The following is a 17,198-nucleotide window of genomic DNA, read 5'->3' on the forward strand; positions in this document are numbered from 1 at the left end:
CGCCAATGATCGCGTCGACATCAAGGAAGCGTTTGCCGGCGACATCGTCGCGTTCGCGAGCCTCAAGATCAGCACGACCGGCGAGACGCTCTGCGATCCCAACAATCCGGTGATCCTGGAGCGCATGGAGTTTCCCGATCCGGTCATCGAGGTCGCGATCGAGCCCAAGACCAAGGCCGACCAGGAAAAGATGGGCATGGCGCTCAATCGCCTGGCGCAGGAAGATCCGTCCTTCCGCGTGTCGACCGATCAGGAATCCGGCCAGACCATCCTCAAGGGGATGGGCGAGCTCCATCTGGAGATCAAGGTCGACATCCTTCGCCGCACCTACAAGGTGGATGCCAATGTCGGCGCGCCGCAGGTGGCCTATCGCGAAACGCTGTCGCGTCCGGTGACCGTCAAATACACCCACAAGAAGCAGACCGGCGGCTCGGGCCAGTTCGCCGAAGTGACGATCGACTTCAAGCCGCTGCCCCCGGGCTCCGGATTCGTGTTCGAGAACGACGTCGTCGGCGGCTCCATCCCGAAGGAATTCATTCCGTCGGTCGAAAAGGGCCTCAAGGCGCAGAAGGAAAGCGGATTGCTCGCGGGCTTTCCCGTGATCGACTTCCAGGCGACCTTGACCGACGGCAAGTATCACGAAGTGGATTCGAACGCGCTCACCTTCGACATCGCGGCGCGCGCGGCGTTCCGCGAGCTCGCCTCGAAAGGCGCAGTGAAGCTGCTCGAGCCGATCATGAAGGTCGAAGTGGTGACGCCGGACGATTTTCTGGGCGGCGTCATCGGCGATCTCAATTCGCGGCGCGGCCAGGTGCACGGCACCGACACACGCGGCAACGCGCAAGTGGTCACCGCGATGGTGCCGCTCGCGAACATGTTCGGGTACATCAATACGTTGCGGTCGATGTCGCAGGGCCGCGCGCAATACAGCATGCAGTTCGACCACTACGAGCAGGTTCCGCAAGCGATCGCGGATGAAGTCAAAGCCAAATACGCCTAACACGCCTAACGAACGTCAGATACGGAGATACGATCATGGGTAAAGCAAAGTTCGAGCGCAGCAAGCCGCATTGCAACATCGGCACATGGCAAGACGTCGCTGACGGCTGCGATCACGAAGGTGCTGGCCGAAACCGGCGGCGCCACGTTCACCGCTTATGACCAGATCGACAAGGCGCCGGAAGAGAAGGCGCGCGGCATCACGATCTCGACCGCCCACGTCGAATACGAGACCAAGAACCGGCATTACGCCCACGTCGATTGTCCCGGCCACGCCGACTATGTGAAGAACATGATCACCGGTGCGGCGCAGATGGACGGCGCGATCCTGGTGGTGTCGGCCGCCGACGGCCCGATGCCGCAGACCCGCGAACACATCCTGCTGGCCAAGCAGGTCGGCGTTCCCGCGATGGTCGTGTTCCTGAACAAGTGCGACATGGTTGACGATCCGGAACTGCTCGAGCTCGTCGAGCTCGAGGTTCGCGAGCTGCTGTCGAAGTACGATTTCCCGGGCGACAAGATTCCGATCATCAAGGGTTCGGCGCTGGCCGCGCTTGAGGACAAGGACAAGACGCTCGGCCATGACGCGATCCTGGAGTTGATGGCGGCTGTGGACAGCTACATTCCGCAGCCGGAACGTCCGATCGACCAGCCGTTCCTGATGCCGGTGGAAGACGTGTTCTCGATCTCGGGCCGCGGCACCGTGGTCACCGGACGCGTTGAGCGCGGCATCATCAAGGTCGGCGAGGAAATCGAGATCGTTGGCCTTCGCGATACCCAGAAGACCATCGTCACCGGCGTTGAAATGTTCCGCAAGCTGCTCGACCAGGGCCAGGCCGGCGACAACATCGGCGCGCTGCTGCGCGGTACCAAGCGCGAGGAAGTCGAGCGCGGTCAGGTGCTGTGCAAGCCGGGTTCGGTCAAGCCGCACACCAAGTTCAAGGCTGAGGCCTACATCCTGACCAAGGAAGAGGGCGGTCGTCACACTCCGTTCTTCACCAACTATCGGCCGCAGTTCTACTTCCGCACCACCGACGTCACCGGCGTCGTGCATCTGCCGGAAGGCACCGAGATGGTGATGCCGGGCGACAACATCGCGATGGAAGTGCACCTGATTGTGCCGATCGCGATGGAAGAGAAGTTGCGCTTCGCGATCCGTGAAGGCGGCCGCACCGTCGGTGCAGGCGTCGTCGCAAGCATTATCGAGTAATAACGATCCGTCGTCATGCCCGGCCTCGTGCCGGGCATCCACGACCTCCTTTTTAGACGTGGATAGCCGGGATAGATCCGGCCATGACGGAACAGAGAGACAACGGCAATGAACGGCCAGAATATTCGCATACGTCTCAAGGCGTTCGACCATCGAATCTTGGATTCGTCGACGCGTGAGATCGTGAACACGGCGAAACGCACCGGTGCACAGGTTCGCGGACCCATCCCGCTGCCCACCCGCATCGAGAAGGTCCCCGTCAACCGGTCACCCCACGTCGACAAGAAGCGCCGCGAGCAATTCGAGATGCGCACGCACAAGCGTCTTCTCGACATTGTCGATCCGACACCGCAGACCGTCGATGCTTTGATGAAGCTCGACCTGGCTGCCGGCGTCGACGTCGAAATCAAGCTCTAAGTTTTCAGATCCCGTCCGAGTTTAGCGGACAGAAAGAACAGGAAGCACGCCGATGCGCTCCGGAGTGATCGCACAAAAGGTCGGGATGACGCGGGTCTTTACGGAGACCGGCGAACATATCCCTGTGACCGTGCTGAAGCTGGGCAATTGCCAGGTGTTGGGTCACCGCACGACCGAGAAGAACGGTTATGTGGCGCTGCAACTCGGCTCGGGCTCACGCAAGACCGTCTATCTGCCGAAGGCGGAACGCGGCCAGTTCGCGGTCTCCAAGGTCGAGCCCAAGCGCAAGGTCACGGAATTCCGCGTGTCGGAAGACGCGCTGATCCCGGTCGGCGCCGAGATTCAGGCTGACCATTTCGTGGTGGGCCAGTTCGTTGACGTTACCGGCACTTCGGTCGGCAAGGGCTTTGCCGGCGGTATCAAGCGCTGGAATTTCGGCGGCCTTCGCGCCACCCACGGTGTTTCGGTATCGCATCGTTCGATCGGTTCGACCGGCGGACGTCAGGATCCCGGCAAGACCTTCAAGAACAAGAAGATGCCCGGCCACATGGGCGTCGATCGCATCACCACGCTTAATCTGCGGGTCGTGCAGACCGATGTCGCGCGTGGCCTGATCCTGGTCGAAGGCGCCGTTCCCGGCTCCAAGGGCGGATGGATCGCGGTGCGCGATGCCGTGAAGAAGGCGTTGCCGAAAGACGCGCCGAAGCCGGGCAAGTTCCGCCTGGTCGAGGGCGGCGAGCAGGCTGCAGCAGCGCCGGCCGAGCAGGAGGGCGTGTGAGATGGAATTGAAAGTCACAACGCTTGAGGGCAAGGCGGCGGGTTCGGTTCAGCTCTCCGACGAGATTTTCGGTCTGGAGCCGCGCAAGGATATCATCCAGCGCTGCGTCAACTGGCAGCTCGCCAAACGTCAGGCCGGCACCCACAAGACCCAGGGCCGTGCGGATGTCTGGCGCACCGGCAAGAAGATGTACAAGCAGAAGGGCACCGGCGGCGCGCGTCACGGTTCGGCCCGGGTGCCGCAGTTCCGCGGCGGCGGTCGTGCTTTCGGCCCGGTGGTGCGCTCGCATGCGTTCGCTTTGCCCAAGAAGGTTCGTGCGCTGGCGCTTCGCCACGCACTCTCGGCCAAGGTCAAGGACGGCGGCCTGATCGTGATTGAATCGGCGACGCTCGAGGCCGCCAAGACCAAGGCGCTGATCGGACATTTCTCGGGTCTCGGCCTGACCAACGCCCTGATCATCGACGGTGCCGAGGTTCACACCGGCTTCGCCACCGCGGCCCGCAATATCCCGAACATCGATGTGCTGCCGATCCAGGGCATCAACGTCTATGACATTCTGCGTCGTCAGAAGCTGGTGCTGACCAGGGCGGCGCTCGATGCGTTGGAGGCGCGCTTCAAATGAAGAATATCGATCCGCGCCATTACGACATCATCGTCGCTCCGGTCGTGACCGAAAAGGCGACGATGGCGTCCGAGCACAACAAGGTTGTGTTCAAGGTCGCGAGCAAGGCGACCAAGCCGCAAATCAAGGAAGCCGTCGAGAAGCTGTTCGACGTCAAGGTGAAGAGCGTGAACACGCTGGTGCGCAAGGGCAAGACCAAGGTCTTCCGCGGCCAGTTCGGTTCTCAGTCGGATGTGAAGCGTGCGATCGTGACCCTCGAAGAGGGCCACCGCATCGACGTCACCACCGGGCTATAGGGCGATACGACGATGGCATTGAAAAAATTCAACCCCACGACACCGGGCCAGCGCCAGCTGGTGATGGTCGATCGTTCGGCGCTCTACAAGGGCAAGCCGGTCAAGGCGTTGACCGAGGGCAAGCATTCCAGCGGTGGCCGCAACAACACCGGCCGCATGGTCGTGCGCTTTCGCGGCGGCGGCCACAAGCAGTCCTATCGCATCGTCGATTTCAAGCGCACCAAGATCGACATGCCGGCGACCGTCGAGCGTCTTGAATACGATCCGAACCGCACCGCCTTCATCGCGCTTTTGAAATATACCGACGGCACCCAGGCCTACATCCTGGCCCCGCAGCGTCTGGCGGTCGGCGACACCGTGATCGCCGGCAACTATGTCGACGTGAAGCCGGGCAATGTGATGCCGCTCGGCAACATGCCGATCGGCACCATCATCCACAATGTGGAATTGAAGATCGGCAAGGGCGGTCAGCTCGCGCGTTCCGCCGGCACCTATGCGCAGCTCGTCGGCCGCGACCATGACTACGTGATCGTGCGTCTGAATTCGGGCGAACAGCGCCTGGTTCACGGCCGCTGCACCGGCACCATCGGCGCGGTGTCGAACCCGGATCACATGAATATATCGATCGGCAAGGCCGGTCGTAACCGCTGGCTCGGACGCAAGCCGCACAATCGCGGCGTTTCCATGAACCCGGTGGACCATCCGCACGGCGGCGGCGAAGGCCGCACCTCGGGCGGCCGTCATCCGGTGACGCCGTGGGGCAAGCCGACCAAGGGCAAGAAGACACGTTCGAACAAATCCACCAACAGATTCATTCTCATCAGCCGCCACAAGCGGAAGAAGTAAGGAACGCCGGACATGGTTCGTTCAGTCTGGAAAGGCCCGTTCGTCGAAGGCTCTCTGCTCAAGAAGGCAGATGCCGCGCGCGCGACCGGCCGTCATGACGTGATCAAGATCTGGAGCCGCCGCTCGACCATCCTGCCGCAGTTCGTCGGCCTGGTGTTCGGTGTCTACAACGGCCAGAAGCATGTGCCGGTATCGGTCAACGAGGAAATGGTGGGCCACAAGTTCGGCGAGTTTTCGCCGACCCGGACCTTCCATGGCCATTCTGGCGACAAGAAAGCCAAGAAGGCTTGAGGACTTAAGCGATGAGCAAACCAAAGCGCGAACGGAGCCTCCCGGATAACGAGGCCAAGGCGATCGCCCGGATGCTGCGGGTGAGCCCGCAGAAGCTTAATCTTGTCGCGCAATTGATCCGCGGCAGGAAGGCTTCGGCTGCGCTCGCGGATCTGCAGTTTTCGCGCAAGCGGATCGCTGTCGACGTCAAGAAGTGCCTGGAATCGGCGATCGCCAATGCCGAGAACAATCACGACCTCGATGTCGACGATTTGATCGTCTCCGAAGCACATGTCGGCAACGGCATCGTGATGAAGCGTTTCGCACCGCGCGGCCGTGGCCGATCGGGCCGTATTTTTAAACCATTCTCGCAGCTGACGATCGTTGTTCGTCAGGTCGAGGCCGAGGCGAGCGCTTAAAGAGCGCGGGAGAATACGATGGGTCAGAAGATCAATCCAATCGGGCTGCGTCTTGGCATCAACCGGACGTGGGATTCCCGTTGGTTCGCGGGCAAGAACGAATACGGCAAGCTGCTGCACGAGGATGTCGAAATCCGCGCCATCCTGCACAAGGAGCTGAAGCAGGCGGCCGTCGCCAGGATCGTGATCGAGCGTCCGCACAAGAAGTGCCGCGTAACGATCCATTCGGCGCGTCCCGGTGTCGTGATCGGCAAGAAGGGTGCCGACATCGACAAGCTGCGCAAGCGCGTTGCCGATATCACCGCGTCCGACGTCGTCATCAACATCGTCGAAATCCGCAAGCCGGAACTCGACGCCACGCTGGTCGCCGAATCGATCGCGCAGCAGCTCGAGCGCCGCGTCGCGTTCCGCCGCGCGATGAAGCGCGCGGTGCAGTCGGCGATGCGTCTCGGCGCTGAAGGCATTCGTATCAACTGCTCGGGCCGTCTCGGCGGCGCCGAAATCGCGCGCATGGAATGGTATCGCGAAGGGCGCGTGCCGCTGCACACGCTGCGCGCCGATATCGATTATGGCGTGGCGACGGCGTTCACCACGTTCGGCACCTGCGGTGTCAAGGTCTGGATCTTCAAGGGTGAAATCCTTGAGCACGACCCGATGGCCCAGGACAAGAAGATGGCTGAAGGCGACAATTCGCGGCCGCGTCGCGACGCTGCTTGAGCGACATAGAGAAGGTTTGAGGGCGTAAGCCATGATGCAACCAAAGAAAACGAAGTTCCGGAAGGCGCATAAGGGCCGTATCCACGGCGTTGCGACTTCGGGCGCGACGTTGACGTTCGGTCAGTTCGGCCTGAAGGCGATGGCGCCCGAGCGCCTCACCGCACGTCAGATCGAAGCCGCCCGCCGCGCGCTGACCCGCCACATGAAGCGTGCCGGCCGGGTCTGGATCCGGATTTTCCCGGATGTGCCGGTGTCGAAGAAACCCGCCGAAGTCCGAATGGGCTCGGGCAAGGGTACGCCGGAATTGTGGGTGGCGCGGGTCAAGCCCGGCCGCGTGATTTTCGAAATCGACGGCGTCACCGTGCAGACCGCGAAAGAAGCGCTGTCGCTCGCCGCCGCCAAATTGCCGATCAAGACGCGCTTCGTCGCGCGCATTGCGGAGTAAGGACGCTGGTCATGGCTGAGACGAAACCCGCCGATATCCGCGCAATGAGCCCCGATCAGATGGATGACGCCGTCCTCAATCTGAAGAAGGAGCGCTTCAACCTGCGCTTCCAGCGCGCCACCGGGCAGCTGGAGAATACCTCGCGGCTGCGTGAAGCCCGCCGCGATATCGCCCGTATCAAGACCATCGCCGCGCAGCAGCGCGCGAAGAAGAAGTAAGGGGCCCCAGAATGCCAAAACGTACGCTTCAGGGCGTGGTCGTCAGCGACAAGCAGGCCAAGACGGTCGTGGTGCGGGTCGATCGCCGCTTCACCCATCCGATCTACAAGAAGACGATTCGCCGCTCGAAAAACTATCACGCGCACGACGAGAACAACGAGTTCAAGCCGGGCGACGTGGTGTGGATCGAGGAAAGCAAGCCGATCTCGAAGTTGAAGCGCTGGACCGTGGTCCGGGGCGAGCAGAAGAAAACGGCCTGAGGTCAGCTTCGGTTTCACCGAACGGCTTTGGGAAATTTTAGGCGCAAATCTGCGCATCAGAAAGAGGACGAGGTGCATCAATGATTCAGATGCAGACCAACCTCGACGTGGCCGATAATTCAGGCGCACGCCGTGTCATGTGCATCAAGGTGCTTGGGGGTTCCAAGCGCCGCTATGCCACCGTGGGCGACGTCATCGTCGTGTCGATCAAGGAAGCCATACCGCGCGGTAAGGTGAAGAAGGGCGACGTGATGAAGGCTGTCGTGGTGCGGGTCCGCAAGGACATCCGCCGCGCCGACGGTTCGGTCATCCGCTTCGACCGCAACGCCGCCGTGCTGATCAACAACCAGTCGGAGCCGGTCGGCACCCGTATCTTCGGGCCGGTGCCGCGCGAGCTGCGCGCCAAGAACCACATGAAGATCATTTCGCTCGCGCCGGAGGTGCTGTGATGGCTGCCAAGATCCGGAAGGGTGACAAGGTCATCGTGCTGAACGGCCGCGACAAGGGCCGCACCGGCGAGGTGTTCGAGGTGCGTCCGACCGACAGCAAGGCGCTGGTCCGGGGCATCAACCTGATCAAGCGTCACCAGAAGCAGACCCAGGCGCAGGAGGGCGGCATCATCTCGAAGGAGTCGCCGATCCACCTGTCCAACATCGCGATCGTCGGCAAGGACGGCAAGCCGACCCGCGTAGGCTTCAAGATTCAGGCGGATGGCAAGAAGGTACGCATCGCCAAACGCTCGGGAGCAGAGATCGATGGCTGAGATCGCATACACCCCGCGCCTGCGCGCGGAATACGACAAGAGCATTCGCGGCAAGCTGACCGAACAGTTCGGCTATGCCAACGTCATGCAGGTGCCGCGCCTGGAGAAGGTCGTGCTCAACATGGGCGTCGGCGAGGCCGTCAATGACCGCAAAAAGGCGGAGCTGGCCGCAGCCGATCTCGCCTTGATCGCGGGCCAGAAGCCGATCGTGACCTATTCGCGGGTTGCGATCGCGACCTTCAAGCTGCGTGAAAACCAGCCGATCGGCTGCAAGGTCACGCTGCGCAAGGCCAAGATGTATGAATTCATCGATCGCCTGATCAATGTGGCGTTGCCGCGCGTGCGGGATTTCCGCGGCCTCAACCCGAAGAGCTTCGACGGCCGCGGCAATTATTCGCTCGGTATCAAGGAACACATCATTTTCCCCGAAATCGACTTCGACAAGATGGGGGAGACGTGGGGTATGGACGTCACGGTGTGCACCACGGCGCAGACCGACGACGAAGCAAGAGCATTGTTGACCGCATTCAATTTCCCGTTCCGGCAGTGAGAAGCTGAGAAGCCCAGAGCTGATCTGCCTCTCAAACGCGGAAACCCAGGAGCCAAGCATGGCAAAGAAGAGTTCGATCGAGAAGAACAACCGGCGCAAGCGGATGACCAAGAACGCCGCGCCCAAGCGCGCGAAGCTGAAGGCCATCATCGCCGACAAGAACAAGCCGATGGAAGAGCGGTTTGCGGCGACGCTGAAACTGGCCGAGATGCCGCGCAATTCGTCGGCGACCCGGATTCGCAACCGTTGCGAAATAACCGGACGTCCGCGCTCGGTCTATCGCAAGAACAAGCTCAGCCGCATCGCGCTGCGTGAACTCGGCTCCAAGGGCCTGGTTCCCGGGCTCGTGAAGTCGAGCTGGTAAGGGGGATCGGACATGTCAACGCACGATCCTATCAGCGATCTCATCACCCGCATCCGCAACGCACAGATGCGCGCCAAGCCCAAGGTTTCGACCCCGGGCTCGAAGATGCGCGCCAATGTGCTCGAGGTGCTCAAGTCCGAGGGCTACATTCGCGGCTATGCCAGCGTCGAGCATTCCTCCGGCCGCAGCGAGCTTGAGATCGAGCTGAAGTATTTCGACGGCGAGCCGGTGATTCGCGAGATCGAGCGGGTTTCGAAGCCGGGGCGGCGGGTTTATGCCTCGGTGAAGAACCTGCCGCGCGTGAACAACGGTCTTGGAATTTCGGTGTTGTCGACGCCGAAGGGAATTATGGCTGACCACGAAGCGCGCGAAGCGAATGTGGGCGGCGAAATTCTCTTCACGGTGTTCTGAGGAAGGTATCGATCATGTCACGTATCGGCAAACGGCCTGTGACGGTGCCTGCGGGCGTCACCGCGACCGTTGAGGGACAGACCGTCAAGATGAAGGGTCCGAAGGGCCAGCTTCAGTTCGTCGTGCATGACGACGTCGAGGTGAAGTTCGAAAACGGCGCGGTCAAGGTACACCCGCGGTTCGAAACCAACCGCGCGCAGGCCCTCTATGGGACCGCGCGCGCGCAGGTGGCGAACCTGGTCGCCGGCGTCACCAAGGGTTTCGAGAAGAAGCTCGAGATCACCGGCGTCGGTTATCGTGCCGCACTGCAGGGCAAGAACCTGCAGCTGGCGCTGGGTTACAGCCACGATGTCGTCTATGCGATACCGGAAGGCATCGCGATCACGGTGCCGAAGCCGACCGAGATCGTCATCAACGGCAACGATATCCAGCGCGTCGGCCAGGTCGCCGCCGAGATCCGCAGCTACCGTCCGCCGGAGCCCTACAAGGGCAAGGGCGTGAAATATTCAGATGAATTTATCTTCCGCAAGGAAGGCAAGAAGAAGTAACGGAGCCGGTCATGTCGAGACTCAAGATTACGAATGCCCGGCGCAAGCAACGCGTGCGGCTGTCGCTGCGCCGGATTGCCAACGGCCGGCCGCGGCTGTCGGTGTTCCGCTCGTCGAAGCACATCTACGCCCAGGTCATCGACGACCTGAAGGGCGAGACGCTGGCTTCGGCCTCGTCGCTGGAGAAGGCGATGCGCGAGACCGGCAATACCGGCGCCAACATCGACGCGGCGAAGGCGGTCGGCAAGTTGCTGGCGGAGCGTGCGGTGAAGAACGGCGTCACGGAAGTGGTGTTCGATCGCGGCGGCTATCTCTACCACGGGCGCGTCAAGGCGCTCGCGGATGCCGCGCGTGAGAGCGGGTTGAGCTTCTAGTTTGAGAATTTGGAATTGAACGGACACAAGGACTGGGGCGCGAGCCTCCTAAGGATTGGAAAACACCATGGCAGGTGAACGCGAACGCGGTGGCGGCCACAGGGGCGGCCGGGAAGAGCGCGACAGCGAATTCGTCGACAAGCTCGTCCACATCAATCGGGTGGCGAAGGTCGTCAAGGGCGGCAAGCGCTTCGGTTTTGCGGCGCTGGTCGTGATCGGCGATCAGAAGGGCCGGGTCGGGTTCGGCCACGGCAAGGCGCGCGAAGTTCCGGAAGCGATCCGCAAGGCGACCGAATCGGCCAAGCGCAATCTGACGCGCGTCGCCCTTCGCGAAGGCCGCACGCTGCATCACGATATCGCCGGCCGTCACGGTGCGGGCCGGGTCTATCTGCGCGCGGCGCCGGCGGGTACCGGCATCATCGCGGGTGGCCCGATGCGCGCGGTGTTCGAGACGCTCGGCATTCAGGACGTGGTGGCGAAGTCGATCGGCTCGTCGAACCCCTACAACATGGTTCGCGCCACCTTCGACGCGCTCAAGCATCAGGATTCGCCGCGTTCGGTGGCGGCGCGCCGCAACATCAAGGTGTCCACGCTGCAGTCGCGCCGTGTCGGTGGCGACGCCGAAGTGGTCGCTGAATAAATACAAGACGCGCTTTCGCGCTTTTCGGAGTTATGACGATGGCCAAGGCCGCAAAGATGATCAAGGTCGAGCAGACCGGCAGCGCGATCCGCCGCCATCACTCGCAGCGCGAGACGCTGATCGGCCTCAAGCTCAATAAGATCGGCCGGGTCACCGAGCTGCAGGACACCCCTGCGATTCGCGGCATGATCGCCAAGGTTCAACATCTCGTCCGCATCGTCGACGAGAAGTAACAGGAAATAAGGAGACAGGGCGATGAAGCTCAGCGATATCGCCGACAATGCCGGCTCGCGCAAAAAGCGCATGCGCGTCGGCCGTGGCATCGGCTCAGGCAAGGGCAAGACCGCCGGACGCGGCGGCAAGGGCCAGACCGCGCGCTCGGGCGTGCGCATCAAGGGTTTCGAAGGCGGTCAGATGCCGCTGCATCGGCGCCTGCCGAAGCGTGGCTTCAACAACATTTTCCGGGTCGAGTATGCCGAGATCAACCTCGATCGCATTCAGGATGCGATCGATGCCAAGCTGCTCGACGCCAAGGCCACCATCAACGCCGAATCGCTGGTGAAAGCCCGCGTGATCCGGCGCGCCAAGGCCGGCGTGCGGCTGCTCGGCCGCGGTGAACTCAAGGCCAAGCTGACGATCGAGGTTCACGGCGCTTCGAAAACCGCCATCGCGGCGGTCGAGAAGGCGGGCGGCACGGTGAAAATCCTGGCGCCGGCCAAGAAGGACGAAGGCGAGGCGGCGTAACATCTGCGTCATCGCCCGCGTCAAGCGGGCGATCGGCGCGACGGGACGATGGACTTATCGAAGCCGAGCACCAAATAATGTCCGGCGTCCGCTGAAGGTCTCGTCCTTACCGGGGGCCTGACAGCGCGAGGGGCGCGCGGGAGAAAGCCAAACATGGTCTCAGCAGCGGAACAACTGGCGGCAAACCTCAATTTCGGCGCGCTGGCGAAGGCCGACGAACTGAAGAAGCGCATCTGGTTCACACTGGGGGCGCTGCTGGTCTATCGGCTCGGCACCTATATCCCGCTGCCCGGCATCGATCCCACGATCTGGGAGCAGGTGTTCAAGTCGCAAGCCGGCGGCATCCTCGGCATGTTCAACATGTTCGCCGGCGGCGGTATCCACCGCATGGCGATCTTTGCTCTCAACATCATGCCGTATATTTCGGCCTCGATCATCATTCAGCTTCTGACCACGGTGTCGCCGCAGCTCGAAGCGCTGAAAAAGGAAGGCGAGGCGGGCCGCAAGACGCTGAACCAGTACACCCGCTATCTCACCGTGATCCTGGCCGCGTTCCAGTCCTACGGCATTGCGGTCGGGCTTGAGGGCGCCGGCAATGTCGTCAGCGACCCCGGCATGTTCTTCCGGATGTCGACCGCGATCACGCTGACCGGCGGCACCATGTTCCTGATGTGGCTCGGCGAGCAGATCACCTCGCGCGGCATCGGCAACGGCATTTCGCTGATCATTCTCTCCGGCATCGTCGCCGAATTGCCCTCGGCGCTCGCCAACATGCTGGAACTCGGTCGGCAAGGCGCGCTGTCGACCGGCCTCATTCTGGTTGTCATCGTGATGGCGGTCGCGGTGATCGCCTTTATCGTGTTCATGGAGCGCGCGCAGCGGCGGCTCCTGATCCAGTATCCGAAGCGCCAGGTCGGCAACAAGATGTTCGAGGGCCAGTCCTCGCATCTGCCGCTCAAGCTGAATACGTCGGGCGTGATTCCGCCGATCTTCGCGTCCTCGCTGCTGCTGCTGCCGACCACGGTCGCCAACTTCAATGCGGGCCGGGGACCGGAATGGTTTCAATGGATCACCACCCAGCTCGGCCACGGCCGTCCGCTGTTCCTGATTCTCTATCTGGCGCTGATCGTGTTCTTCGCGTTCTTCTATACCGCGATCGTGTTCAACCCGACCGAGACCGCCGACAACCTCAAGAAGCATGGCGGCTTCATTCCGGGCATCCGGCCGGGCGAGCGCACCGCCGAATACATCGATTATGTGCTGTCGCGAATCACGGTTCTGGGCGCGATCTATCTCGCGATTGTCTGCCTGATTCCGGAGATTCTGATTTCCTACGCCTCGGTGCCGTTTTACTTTGGCGGCACCTCGCTTCTGATCGTGGTCAGCGTGACCATGGATACGGTGGCGCAGGTTCAGGGATATCTGCTCGCCCATCAGTATGAAGGGCTGATCAGGAAGTCGAAGTTGAGGGGGCGTCGCCGCTGACGCCGGGACTTGTGCCGGGACTTGTACATTACGTCGCTTTCGCCATCCGCGCTCGGCGCTGATTGTTGTTAGCGCTGTTGCTGATTTTGAACCTTAAGGTGCGCGGCCAATCGCGCACCCAGCCGGGGGGCGAACATTCATGAGATTGATCCTTCTCGGGCCGCCGGGGGCGGGCAAGGGAACTCAGGCCCAGCGGCTGATTCACCGGCACGGCATCGTTCAACTCTCCACCGGCGAAATGCTGCGTGCCGCCGTGGCGGCGCAAACTCCGGTCGGCATCAAGGCCCAGGGCATCATGGCCTCGGGCGGTCTGGTGCCGGACGAGATCGTGATCGGAATCATTTCCGACCGGCTGGACCAGCCGGACGCGGCGAAGGGTTTTATCCTCGACGGCTTTCCGCGCACGGTGCCGCAGGCCGCGGCGCTGGATGAACTGTTGAAGAAGAAACACATCAAGCTCGACGCGGTGATCGAGCTTCGCGTCAACGAAAGCGCGCTGCTGCAGCGGGTCGAAACCCGGGTCGCGGAAATGCGGGCGCGCGGCGAAGAGGTGCGAATCGACGACACTCCGGAAGTGCTGACCAAGCGGCTGGCGAGCTATCGTTCGCTGACCGAACCGCTGATTCACTATTATTCGGAGCGGCGCAAGCTCTTGACGGTCGATGGCATGATGACCATCGAGCATGTCACCCGGGAGATTAACCGCATTCTGGGCGCCATCGGCGCGGTGGAAGCCAAGGCGGCTCTGAAGGTGGCCAAGGCGAAGCCTGCCGCAAAGGCCGCTAAGCCGGCCGTCCGCAAGGCGTCCAAATCCGCTCCCCGCAGTGCCGCTGCCCCAAAAAAGGCCGCCAAAGCCTCTGGAAAGGCTGGGAAGCCGGTTTCCAAGGGAACCAAAATTGGAACCAAAACGGCGGCCAAGAAGCCGTCCCGGAAGCAGGTTGCGGGTTCCAGGACCCGCTCCGCCCTGAAGGCCGGGAAAACCGCAAAAAAAGTCACGAAAAAGCGAGCTAAAGCATAGGGACGGTTGACGAAACCAAGTTGAATCCTTTAATAGACCGGTATCCAGTCGGATAGTTTTCAGACGATGCCGGGCCCCGAGACAGTCAAGGGGAAGGGCGTCGTGTTCGCGTTTGTGAACACCCGCCCGAGATAGCTAGAAAAAATGGCCGCTCCGCGAGGGATCGGCGACAGGAGAGAAGTCCGTGGCCCGTATTGCCGGCGTGAATATTCCGACCAACAAGCGCGTTCTGATCGCGCTCCAGTACATCCATGGCATCGGCCAGAAGAATGCTGCCGAGATCATGGAGAAGGTCAAGATTCCAGAAGATCGCCGCGTCAATCAGCTCAGCGATCAGGAAGTGCTGCAGATTCGTGAAGTGATCGACCGCGACTATCTGGTCGAAGGCGACCTGCGTCGCGAGACCGGGATGAACATCAAGCGTTTGATGGATCTCGGCTGCTATCGCGGCCTGCGTCATCGCCGCGGATTGCCGGTGCGCGGTCAGCGCACCCATACCAACGCGCGCACGCGCAAGGGTCCGGCCAAGTCGATCGCCGGCAAGAAGAAGTAAGTTTTGGAATGGCGAACAGGGAGCGGCGAATGACTTCATTCGCTGCTTGCCGTCAGCCAATCGTGTTTCAGGTGTAGCCGCTGGCATTACGGCGGCGTTGAGATCTCTAGGAAAGGTTTTGGAATGGGCAAGGAAGCCACCCGCGTACGCCGTCGTGAGCGCAAGAACATTGCCTCCGGCGTGGCGCACGTGAATTCGTCGTTCAACAACACGACCATCACCATTACCGACGCGCAGGGCAACACCATTGCCTGGTCGTCGGCGGGCACGATGGGCTTCAAGGGTTCGCGCAAATCGACTCCTTATGCCGCACAGGTCGCGGCGGAAGACGTCTCCAAGAAGGCGCAGGAACACGGCATGCGCACCCTGGAGGTTGAAGTAGCCGGTCCGGGTTCGGGCCGTGAGTCGGCGCTTCGTGCGCTGCAGGCTGCGGGCTTCACCGTTACATCGATCCGCGACGTGACGACGATCCCGCACAATGGCTGCCGTCCGCGCAAGCGCCGGCGGGTTTGATTTTCGACGGCGGGCGGCTCTGCCGCCTGCGATGGTTTTGAGAAAAATTGCAAGCCGCGGACTGATCCGCGGGTCTCCAACGCCAGTGATTTGGTTGGCAAATCGACTGGCCAATGGGTGAAACAGTGACGATCCAGAAAAATTGGCAAGAACTTATCCGGCCGAATAAACTGCAGGTAACTCCGGGCACCGACCCGGTCCGTTTCGCGACCCTGGTCGCCGAGCCGCTCGAGCGCGGCTTCGGCCAGACGCTCGGCAACGCGCTGCGCCGCATCCTGTTGTCCTCGCTGCAGGGTGCCGCGGTGCAGTCGGTGCACATCGACGGCGTGCTGCATGAATTCTCCTCGATCGCGGGCGTTCGCGAGGACGTTACCGACATCGTGCTGAACATCAAGGACATCGCGATCAAGATGCAGGGCGAAGGCCCCAAGCGCATGGTCGTGAAGAAGCAGGGCCCGGGCGCCGTCACCGCGGGCGACATCCAGACCGTCGGCGATGTCACCGTGCTCAATCCGGACCTGCAGATCTGCACCCTCGATGAGGGCGCGGAAATTCGCATGGAATTTACGGTCGCGTCCGGCAAGGGCTATGTCGCCGCCGAGCGCAATCGTCCCGAGGACGCGCCGATCGGCCTGATCCCGGTCGACAGCCTGTTCTCTCCGGTGCGCAAGGTCTCCTACAAGGTCGAGAACACCCGCGAGGGCCAGATCCTCGATTACGACAAGCTGACCATGACCATCGAGACCAATGGCGCGATCAGCCCGGATGACGCGGTGGCCTATGCCGCGCGCATCCTGCAGGATCAGCTCAACGTGTTCGTCAACTTCGAAGAGCCGCGCAAGGAAGTCGCGCAGGAGATCATCCCCGATCTCGCCTTCAACCCTGCCTTCCTCAAGAAGGTCGACGAGCTCGAATTGTCGGTGCGTTCGGCCAACTGCCTGAAGAACGACAACATCGTCTACATCGGCGACCTCGTGCAGAAGTCGGAAGCGGAAATGCTCCGTACCCCGAACTTCGGCCGCAAGTCGCTGAACGAGATCAAGGAAGTGCTGGCCCAGATGGGGCTGCATCTCGGCATGGAAGTGCCGGGCTGGCCGCCCGAGAATATCGACGAGCTGGCCAAGCGCTTCGAGGATCATTACTGATCGACGACGAGGCCGGCCGAAGGCGCGAAGTGCGTCTTTATCCCGGCCATCGTATTTGGGCGAACGCAGGCGGCCCACCTGAGCAACGTGTCCGACGCGCCGTCGCGACCGAACAAGTATTGAGGAATATATCATGCGTCACGGCAAGGTTCATCGGAAGCTCAACCGCACCGCCGAACATCGGAAGGCGATGTTCGCCAACATGTGCGCGTCGCTGATCAAGCACGAGCAGATCGTCACCACGCTGCCGAAGGCCAAGGAGCTTCGCCCGATCGTGGAGAAGCTGGTCACGCTCGGCAAGAAGGGCGGTCTGGCGATGCGCCGGCAGGCGATCTCCGAGATGCGCGATCTCGACCAGACCAGGAAACTGTTCGACGTGCTCGCGACCCGCTACAAGGACCGGCAGGGCGGCTATACCCGCATCATCAAGGCCGGCTTCCGCTACGGCGACAACGCGCCGATGGCGGTGATCGAATTCGTCGACCGCGACGTCGACGCCAAGGGCCTCGATTCCGGCCCGGTGCAGGAAAAGGCCGCGGAAGCGGCGTAAGCCTCACTCCCGGACTTCAGTTCAAAAGCGGCGCCTTCGGGCG

The 17,198-nt window shown here is 61.9% G+C and carries 28 protein-coding genes and 1 pseudogene; all 29 read left to right on the forward strand.

The window, feature by feature from the left end:
- On the forward strand, window positions 1-1,000 hold a 1,000-nt coding region (locus ABR948_RS06490; RefSeq protein WP_428114806.1), incomplete at its 5' end, for an elongation factor G.
- 35 nt (window positions 1,001-1,035) lie between these two features.
- Window positions 1,036-2,209, forward strand: a pseudogene (tuf, locus tag ABR948_RS06495) (elongation factor Tu).
- A 108-nt stretch (window positions 2,210-2,317) separates the two neighbouring features.
- Window positions 2,318-2,626 carry a 30S ribosomal protein S10 gene (gene rpsJ / locus ABR948_RS06500; protein ID WP_428114808.1) on the forward strand — a complete coding sequence of 103 codons (309 nt, stop codon included), beginning with the start codon at window positions 2,318-2,320 and terminating at the stop codon, window positions 2,624-2,626.
- 52 nt (window positions 2,627-2,678) lie between these two features.
- On the forward strand, window positions 2,679-3,404 hold the full coding sequence (gene rplC, locus ABR948_RS06505; protein ID WP_428114811.1) for a 50S ribosomal protein L3: 726 nt from the start codon (window positions 2,679-2,681) through the stop codon (window positions 3,402-3,404).
- Window position 3,405: 1 nt separating this feature from the next.
- Window positions 3,406-4,026, forward strand: coding sequence for a 50S ribosomal protein L4 (rplD, locus tag ABR948_RS06510; RefSeq protein WP_428114813.1), 621 nt, complete (start codon window positions 3,406-3,408; stop codon window positions 4,024-4,026).
- Window positions 4,023-4,322 carry a 50S ribosomal protein L23 gene (locus tag ABR948_RS06515; protein WP_428114816.1) on the forward strand — a complete coding sequence of 100 codons (300 nt, stop codon included), beginning with the start codon at window positions 4,023-4,025 and terminating at the stop codon, window positions 4,320-4,322. Before rplD ends, ABR948_RS06515 begins: the two co-directional genes overlap by 4 nt.
- 12 nt (window positions 4,323-4,334) lie before the next feature.
- Window positions 4,335-5,168, forward strand: coding sequence for a 50S ribosomal protein L2 (rplB, locus tag ABR948_RS06520; RefSeq protein WP_428114818.1), 834 nt, complete (start codon window positions 4,335-4,337; stop codon window positions 5,166-5,168).
- A gap of 12 nt (window positions 5,169-5,180) precedes the next feature.
- Window positions 5,181-5,459 (forward strand): 30S ribosomal protein S19, encoded by a 279-nt coding sequence (gene rpsS / locus ABR948_RS06525; protein ID WP_428114820.1) that lies wholly within the window; start codon window positions 5,181-5,183, stop codon window positions 5,457-5,459.
- A gap of 11 nt (window positions 5,460-5,470) precedes the next feature.
- Complete coding sequence (gene rplV / locus ABR948_RS06530) at window positions 5,471-5,857, forward strand: 50S ribosomal protein L22 (RefSeq protein WP_428114823.1); 387 nt, start codon at window positions 5,471-5,473, stop codon at window positions 5,855-5,857.
- Between the two features lie 18 nt (window positions 5,858-5,875).
- The gene (gene rpsC / locus ABR948_RS06535) at window positions 5,876-6,574 is read left to right on the forward strand and encodes a 30S ribosomal protein S3 (RefSeq protein WP_423865816.1); all 699 of its coding nucleotides are present in this window, start codon (window positions 5,876-5,878) and stop codon (window positions 6,572-6,574) included.
- 31 nt (window positions 6,575-6,605) lie between these two features.
- On the forward strand, window positions 6,606-7,019 hold the full coding sequence (gene rplP / locus ABR948_RS06540; RefSeq protein ID WP_423865815.1) for a 50S ribosomal protein L16: 414 nt from the start codon (window positions 6,606-6,608) through the stop codon (window positions 7,017-7,019).
- A gap of 11 nt (window positions 7,020-7,030) precedes the next feature.
- Window positions 7,031-7,237 (forward strand): 50S ribosomal protein L29, encoded by a 207-nt coding sequence (gene rpmC, locus ABR948_RS06545; RefSeq protein WP_423865814.1) that lies wholly within the window; start codon window positions 7,031-7,033, stop codon window positions 7,235-7,237.
- Window positions 7,238-7,248: 11 nt separating this feature from the next.
- The gene (gene rpsQ, locus ABR948_RS06550; RefSeq protein ID WP_011473866.1) at window positions 7,249-7,497 is read left to right on the forward strand and encodes a 30S ribosomal protein S17; all 249 of its coding nucleotides are present in this window, start codon (window positions 7,249-7,251) and stop codon (window positions 7,495-7,497) included.
- An 80-nt stretch (window positions 7,498-7,577) separates the two neighbouring features.
- A complete protein-coding gene (gene rplN / locus ABR948_RS06555; RefSeq protein ID WP_011473865.1) occupies window positions 7,578-7,946 on the forward strand; it encodes a 50S ribosomal protein L14 in 369 nt (122 codons plus the stop codon).
- A complete protein-coding gene (gene rplX / locus ABR948_RS06560; protein ID WP_428114832.1) occupies window positions 7,946-8,260 on the forward strand; it encodes a 50S ribosomal protein L24 in 315 nt (104 codons plus the stop codon). Before rplN ends, rplX begins: the two co-directional genes overlap by 1 nt.
- Entirely contained in the window at window positions 8,253-8,810 is a 558-nt protein-coding gene (rplE, locus tag ABR948_RS06565; RefSeq protein WP_428114835.1) for a 50S ribosomal protein L5, read from the forward strand. The genes rplX and rplE overlap by 8 nt, the downstream gene beginning before the upstream one ends.
- Before the next feature lie 58 nt (window positions 8,811-8,868).
- The gene (gene rpsN, locus ABR948_RS06570; protein ID WP_213741993.1) at window positions 8,869-9,174 is read left to right on the forward strand and encodes a 30S ribosomal protein S14; all 306 of its coding nucleotides are present in this window, start codon (window positions 8,869-8,871) and stop codon (window positions 9,172-9,174) included.
- A gap of 12 nt (window positions 9,175-9,186) precedes the next feature.
- Window positions 9,187-9,585, forward strand: a complete 399-nt coding sequence (gene rpsH, locus ABR948_RS06575; RefSeq protein ID WP_428114838.1) for a 30S ribosomal protein S8 — start codon at window positions 9,187-9,189, stop codon at window positions 9,583-9,585.
- A 14-nt stretch (window positions 9,586-9,599) separates the two neighbouring features.
- A complete protein-coding gene (rplF, locus tag ABR948_RS06580) occupies window positions 9,600-10,133 on the forward strand; it encodes a 50S ribosomal protein L6 (protein ID WP_428114840.1) in 534 nt (177 codons plus the stop codon).
- A gap of 11 nt (window positions 10,134-10,144) precedes the next feature.
- Window positions 10,145-10,507, forward strand: coding sequence for a 50S ribosomal protein L18 (gene rplR / locus ABR948_RS06585; protein ID WP_428114843.1), 363 nt, complete (start codon window positions 10,145-10,147; stop codon window positions 10,505-10,507).
- Between the two features lie 67 nt (window positions 10,508-10,574).
- Window positions 10,575-11,147 carry a 30S ribosomal protein S5 gene (gene rpsE, locus ABR948_RS06590; RefSeq protein ID WP_079570998.1) on the forward strand — a complete coding sequence of 191 codons (573 nt, stop codon included), beginning with the start codon at window positions 10,575-10,577 and terminating at the stop codon, window positions 11,145-11,147.
- 38 nt (window positions 11,148-11,185) lie between these two features.
- Window positions 11,186-11,380, forward strand: coding sequence for a 50S ribosomal protein L30 (gene rpmD / locus ABR948_RS06595; protein ID WP_428114846.1), 195 nt, complete (start codon window positions 11,186-11,188; stop codon window positions 11,378-11,380).
- A 22-nt stretch (window positions 11,381-11,402) separates the two neighbouring features.
- Window positions 11,403-11,891 (forward strand): 50S ribosomal protein L15, encoded by a 489-nt coding sequence (gene rplO, locus ABR948_RS06600; protein WP_428114848.1) that lies wholly within the window; start codon window positions 11,403-11,405, stop codon window positions 11,889-11,891.
- Between the two features lie 153 nt (window positions 11,892-12,044).
- On the forward strand, window positions 12,045-13,376 hold the full coding sequence (gene secY / locus ABR948_RS06605) for a preprotein translocase subunit SecY (RefSeq protein ID WP_428114851.1): 1,332 nt from the start codon (window positions 12,045-12,047) through the stop codon (window positions 13,374-13,376).
- A 139-nt stretch (window positions 13,377-13,515) separates the two neighbouring features.
- Window positions 13,516-14,394 (forward strand): adenylate kinase, encoded by an 879-nt coding sequence (locus ABR948_RS06610; protein ID WP_428114853.1) that lies wholly within the window; start codon window positions 13,516-13,518, stop codon window positions 14,392-14,394.
- Between the two features lie 184 nt (window positions 14,395-14,578).
- Complete coding sequence (gene rpsM, locus ABR948_RS06615) at window positions 14,579-14,947, forward strand: 30S ribosomal protein S13 (RefSeq protein WP_428114856.1); 369 nt, start codon at window positions 14,579-14,581, stop codon at window positions 14,945-14,947.
- 123 nt (window positions 14,948-15,070) lie between these two features.
- A complete protein-coding gene (rpsK, locus tag ABR948_RS06620; RefSeq protein ID WP_007603045.1) occupies window positions 15,071-15,460 on the forward strand; it encodes a 30S ribosomal protein S11 in 390 nt (129 codons plus the stop codon).
- A gap of 113 nt (window positions 15,461-15,573) precedes the next feature.
- On the forward strand, window positions 15,574-16,605 hold the full coding sequence (locus ABR948_RS06625) for a DNA-directed RNA polymerase subunit alpha (RefSeq protein ID WP_428114870.1): 1,032 nt from the start codon (window positions 15,574-15,576) through the stop codon (window positions 16,603-16,605).
- 133 nt (window positions 16,606-16,738) lie between these two features.
- Window positions 16,739-17,155: a 50S ribosomal protein L17 gene (gene rplQ / locus ABR948_RS06630; RefSeq protein ID WP_428114872.1), complete on the forward strand. Its 417-nt coding sequence runs from the start codon at window positions 16,739-16,741 to the stop codon at window positions 17,153-17,155.
- The last annotated feature ends 43 nt before the right edge of the window (window positions 17,156-17,198 follow it).

This window comes from Bradyrhizobium sp. (assembly GCF_050014615.1).
GTDB lineage: Bacteria > Pseudomonadota > Alphaproteobacteria > Rhizobiales > Xanthobacteraceae > Bradyrhizobium.

Coding starts and splice junctions, on each gene's coding strand:
- rpsH (WP_428114838.1), top strand. CDS start 9,187: ATGTCAACGCACGATCCTATCAGCGATCTCATCACCCGCATCCGCAAC.
- rpsE (WP_079570998.1), top strand. CDS start 10,575: ATGGCAGGTGAACGCGAACGCGGTGGCGGCCACAGGGGCGGCCGGGAA.
- rpsN (WP_213741993.1), top strand. CDS start 8,869: ATGGCAAAGAAGAGTTCGATCGAGAAGAACAACCGGCGCAAGCGGATG.
- rplC (WP_428114811.1), top strand. CDS start 2,679: ATGCGCTCCGGAGTGATCGCACAAAAGGTCGGGATGACGCGGGTCTTT.
- rplF (WP_428114840.1), top strand. CDS start 9,600: ATGTCACGTATCGGCAAACGGCCTGTGACGGTGCCTGCGGGCGTCACC.
- ABR948_RS06515 (WP_428114816.1), top strand. CDS start 4,023: ATGAAGAATATCGATCCGCGCCATTACGACATCATCGTCGCTCCGGTC.
- rplP (WP_423865815.1), top strand. CDS start 6,606: ATGATGCAACCAAAGAAAACGAAGTTCCGGAAGGCGCATAAGGGCCGT.
- rplX (WP_428114832.1), top strand. CDS start 7,946: ATGGCTGCCAAGATCCGGAAGGGTGACAAGGTCATCGTGCTGAACGGC.
- rpsK (WP_007603045.1), top strand. CDS start 15,071: ATGGGCAAGGAAGCCACCCGCGTACGCCGTCGTGAGCGCAAGAACATT.
- ABR948_RS06625 (WP_428114870.1), top strand. CDS start 15,574: ATGGGTGAAACAGTGACGATCCAGAAAAATTGGCAAGAACTTATCCGG.
- rplV (WP_428114823.1), top strand. CDS start 5,471: ATGAGCAAACCAAAGCGCGAACGGAGCCTCCCGGATAACGAGGCCAAG.
- rplD (WP_428114813.1), top strand. CDS start 3,406: ATGGAATTGAAAGTCACAACGCTTGAGGGCAAGGCGGCGGGTTCGGTT.
- rpsQ (WP_011473866.1), top strand. CDS start 7,249: ATGCCAAAACGTACGCTTCAGGGCGTGGTCGTCAGCGACAAGCAGGCC.
- rplQ (WP_428114872.1), top strand. CDS start 16,739: ATGCGTCACGGCAAGGTTCATCGGAAGCTCAACCGCACCGCCGAACAT.
- rpmC (WP_423865814.1), top strand. CDS start 7,031: ATGGCTGAGACGAAACCCGCCGATATCCGCGCAATGAGCCCCGATCAG.
- rplN (WP_011473865.1), top strand. CDS start 7,578: ATGATTCAGATGCAGACCAACCTCGACGTGGCCGATAATTCAGGCGCA.
- secY (WP_428114851.1), top strand. CDS start 12,045: ATGGTCTCAGCAGCGGAACAACTGGCGGCAAACCTCAATTTCGGCGCG.
- rplE (WP_428114835.1), top strand. CDS start 8,253: ATGGCTGAGATCGCATACACCCCGCGCCTGCGCGCGGAATACGACAAG.
- rpsS (WP_428114820.1), top strand. CDS start 5,181: ATGGTTCGTTCAGTCTGGAAAGGCCCGTTCGTCGAAGGCTCTCTGCTC.
- rpsC (WP_423865816.1), top strand. CDS start 5,876: ATGGGTCAGAAGATCAATCCAATCGGGCTGCGTCTTGGCATCAACCGG.
- rplO (WP_428114848.1), top strand. CDS start 11,403: ATGAAGCTCAGCGATATCGCCGACAATGCCGGCTCGCGCAAAAAGCGC.
- rplB (WP_428114818.1), top strand. CDS start 4,335: ATGGCATTGAAAAAATTCAACCCCACGACACCGGGCCAGCGCCAGCTG.
- ABR948_RS06610 (WP_428114853.1), top strand. CDS start 13,516: ATGAGATTGATCCTTCTCGGGCCGCCGGGGGCGGGCAAGGGAACTCAG.
- rpmD (WP_428114846.1), top strand. CDS start 11,186: ATGGCCAAGGCCGCAAAGATGATCAAGGTCGAGCAGACCGGCAGCGCG.
- rplR (WP_428114843.1), top strand. CDS start 10,145: ATGTCGAGACTCAAGATTACGAATGCCCGGCGCAAGCAACGCGTGCGG.
- rpsJ (WP_428114808.1), top strand. CDS start 2,318: ATGAACGGCCAGAATATTCGCATACGTCTCAAGGCGTTCGACCATCGA.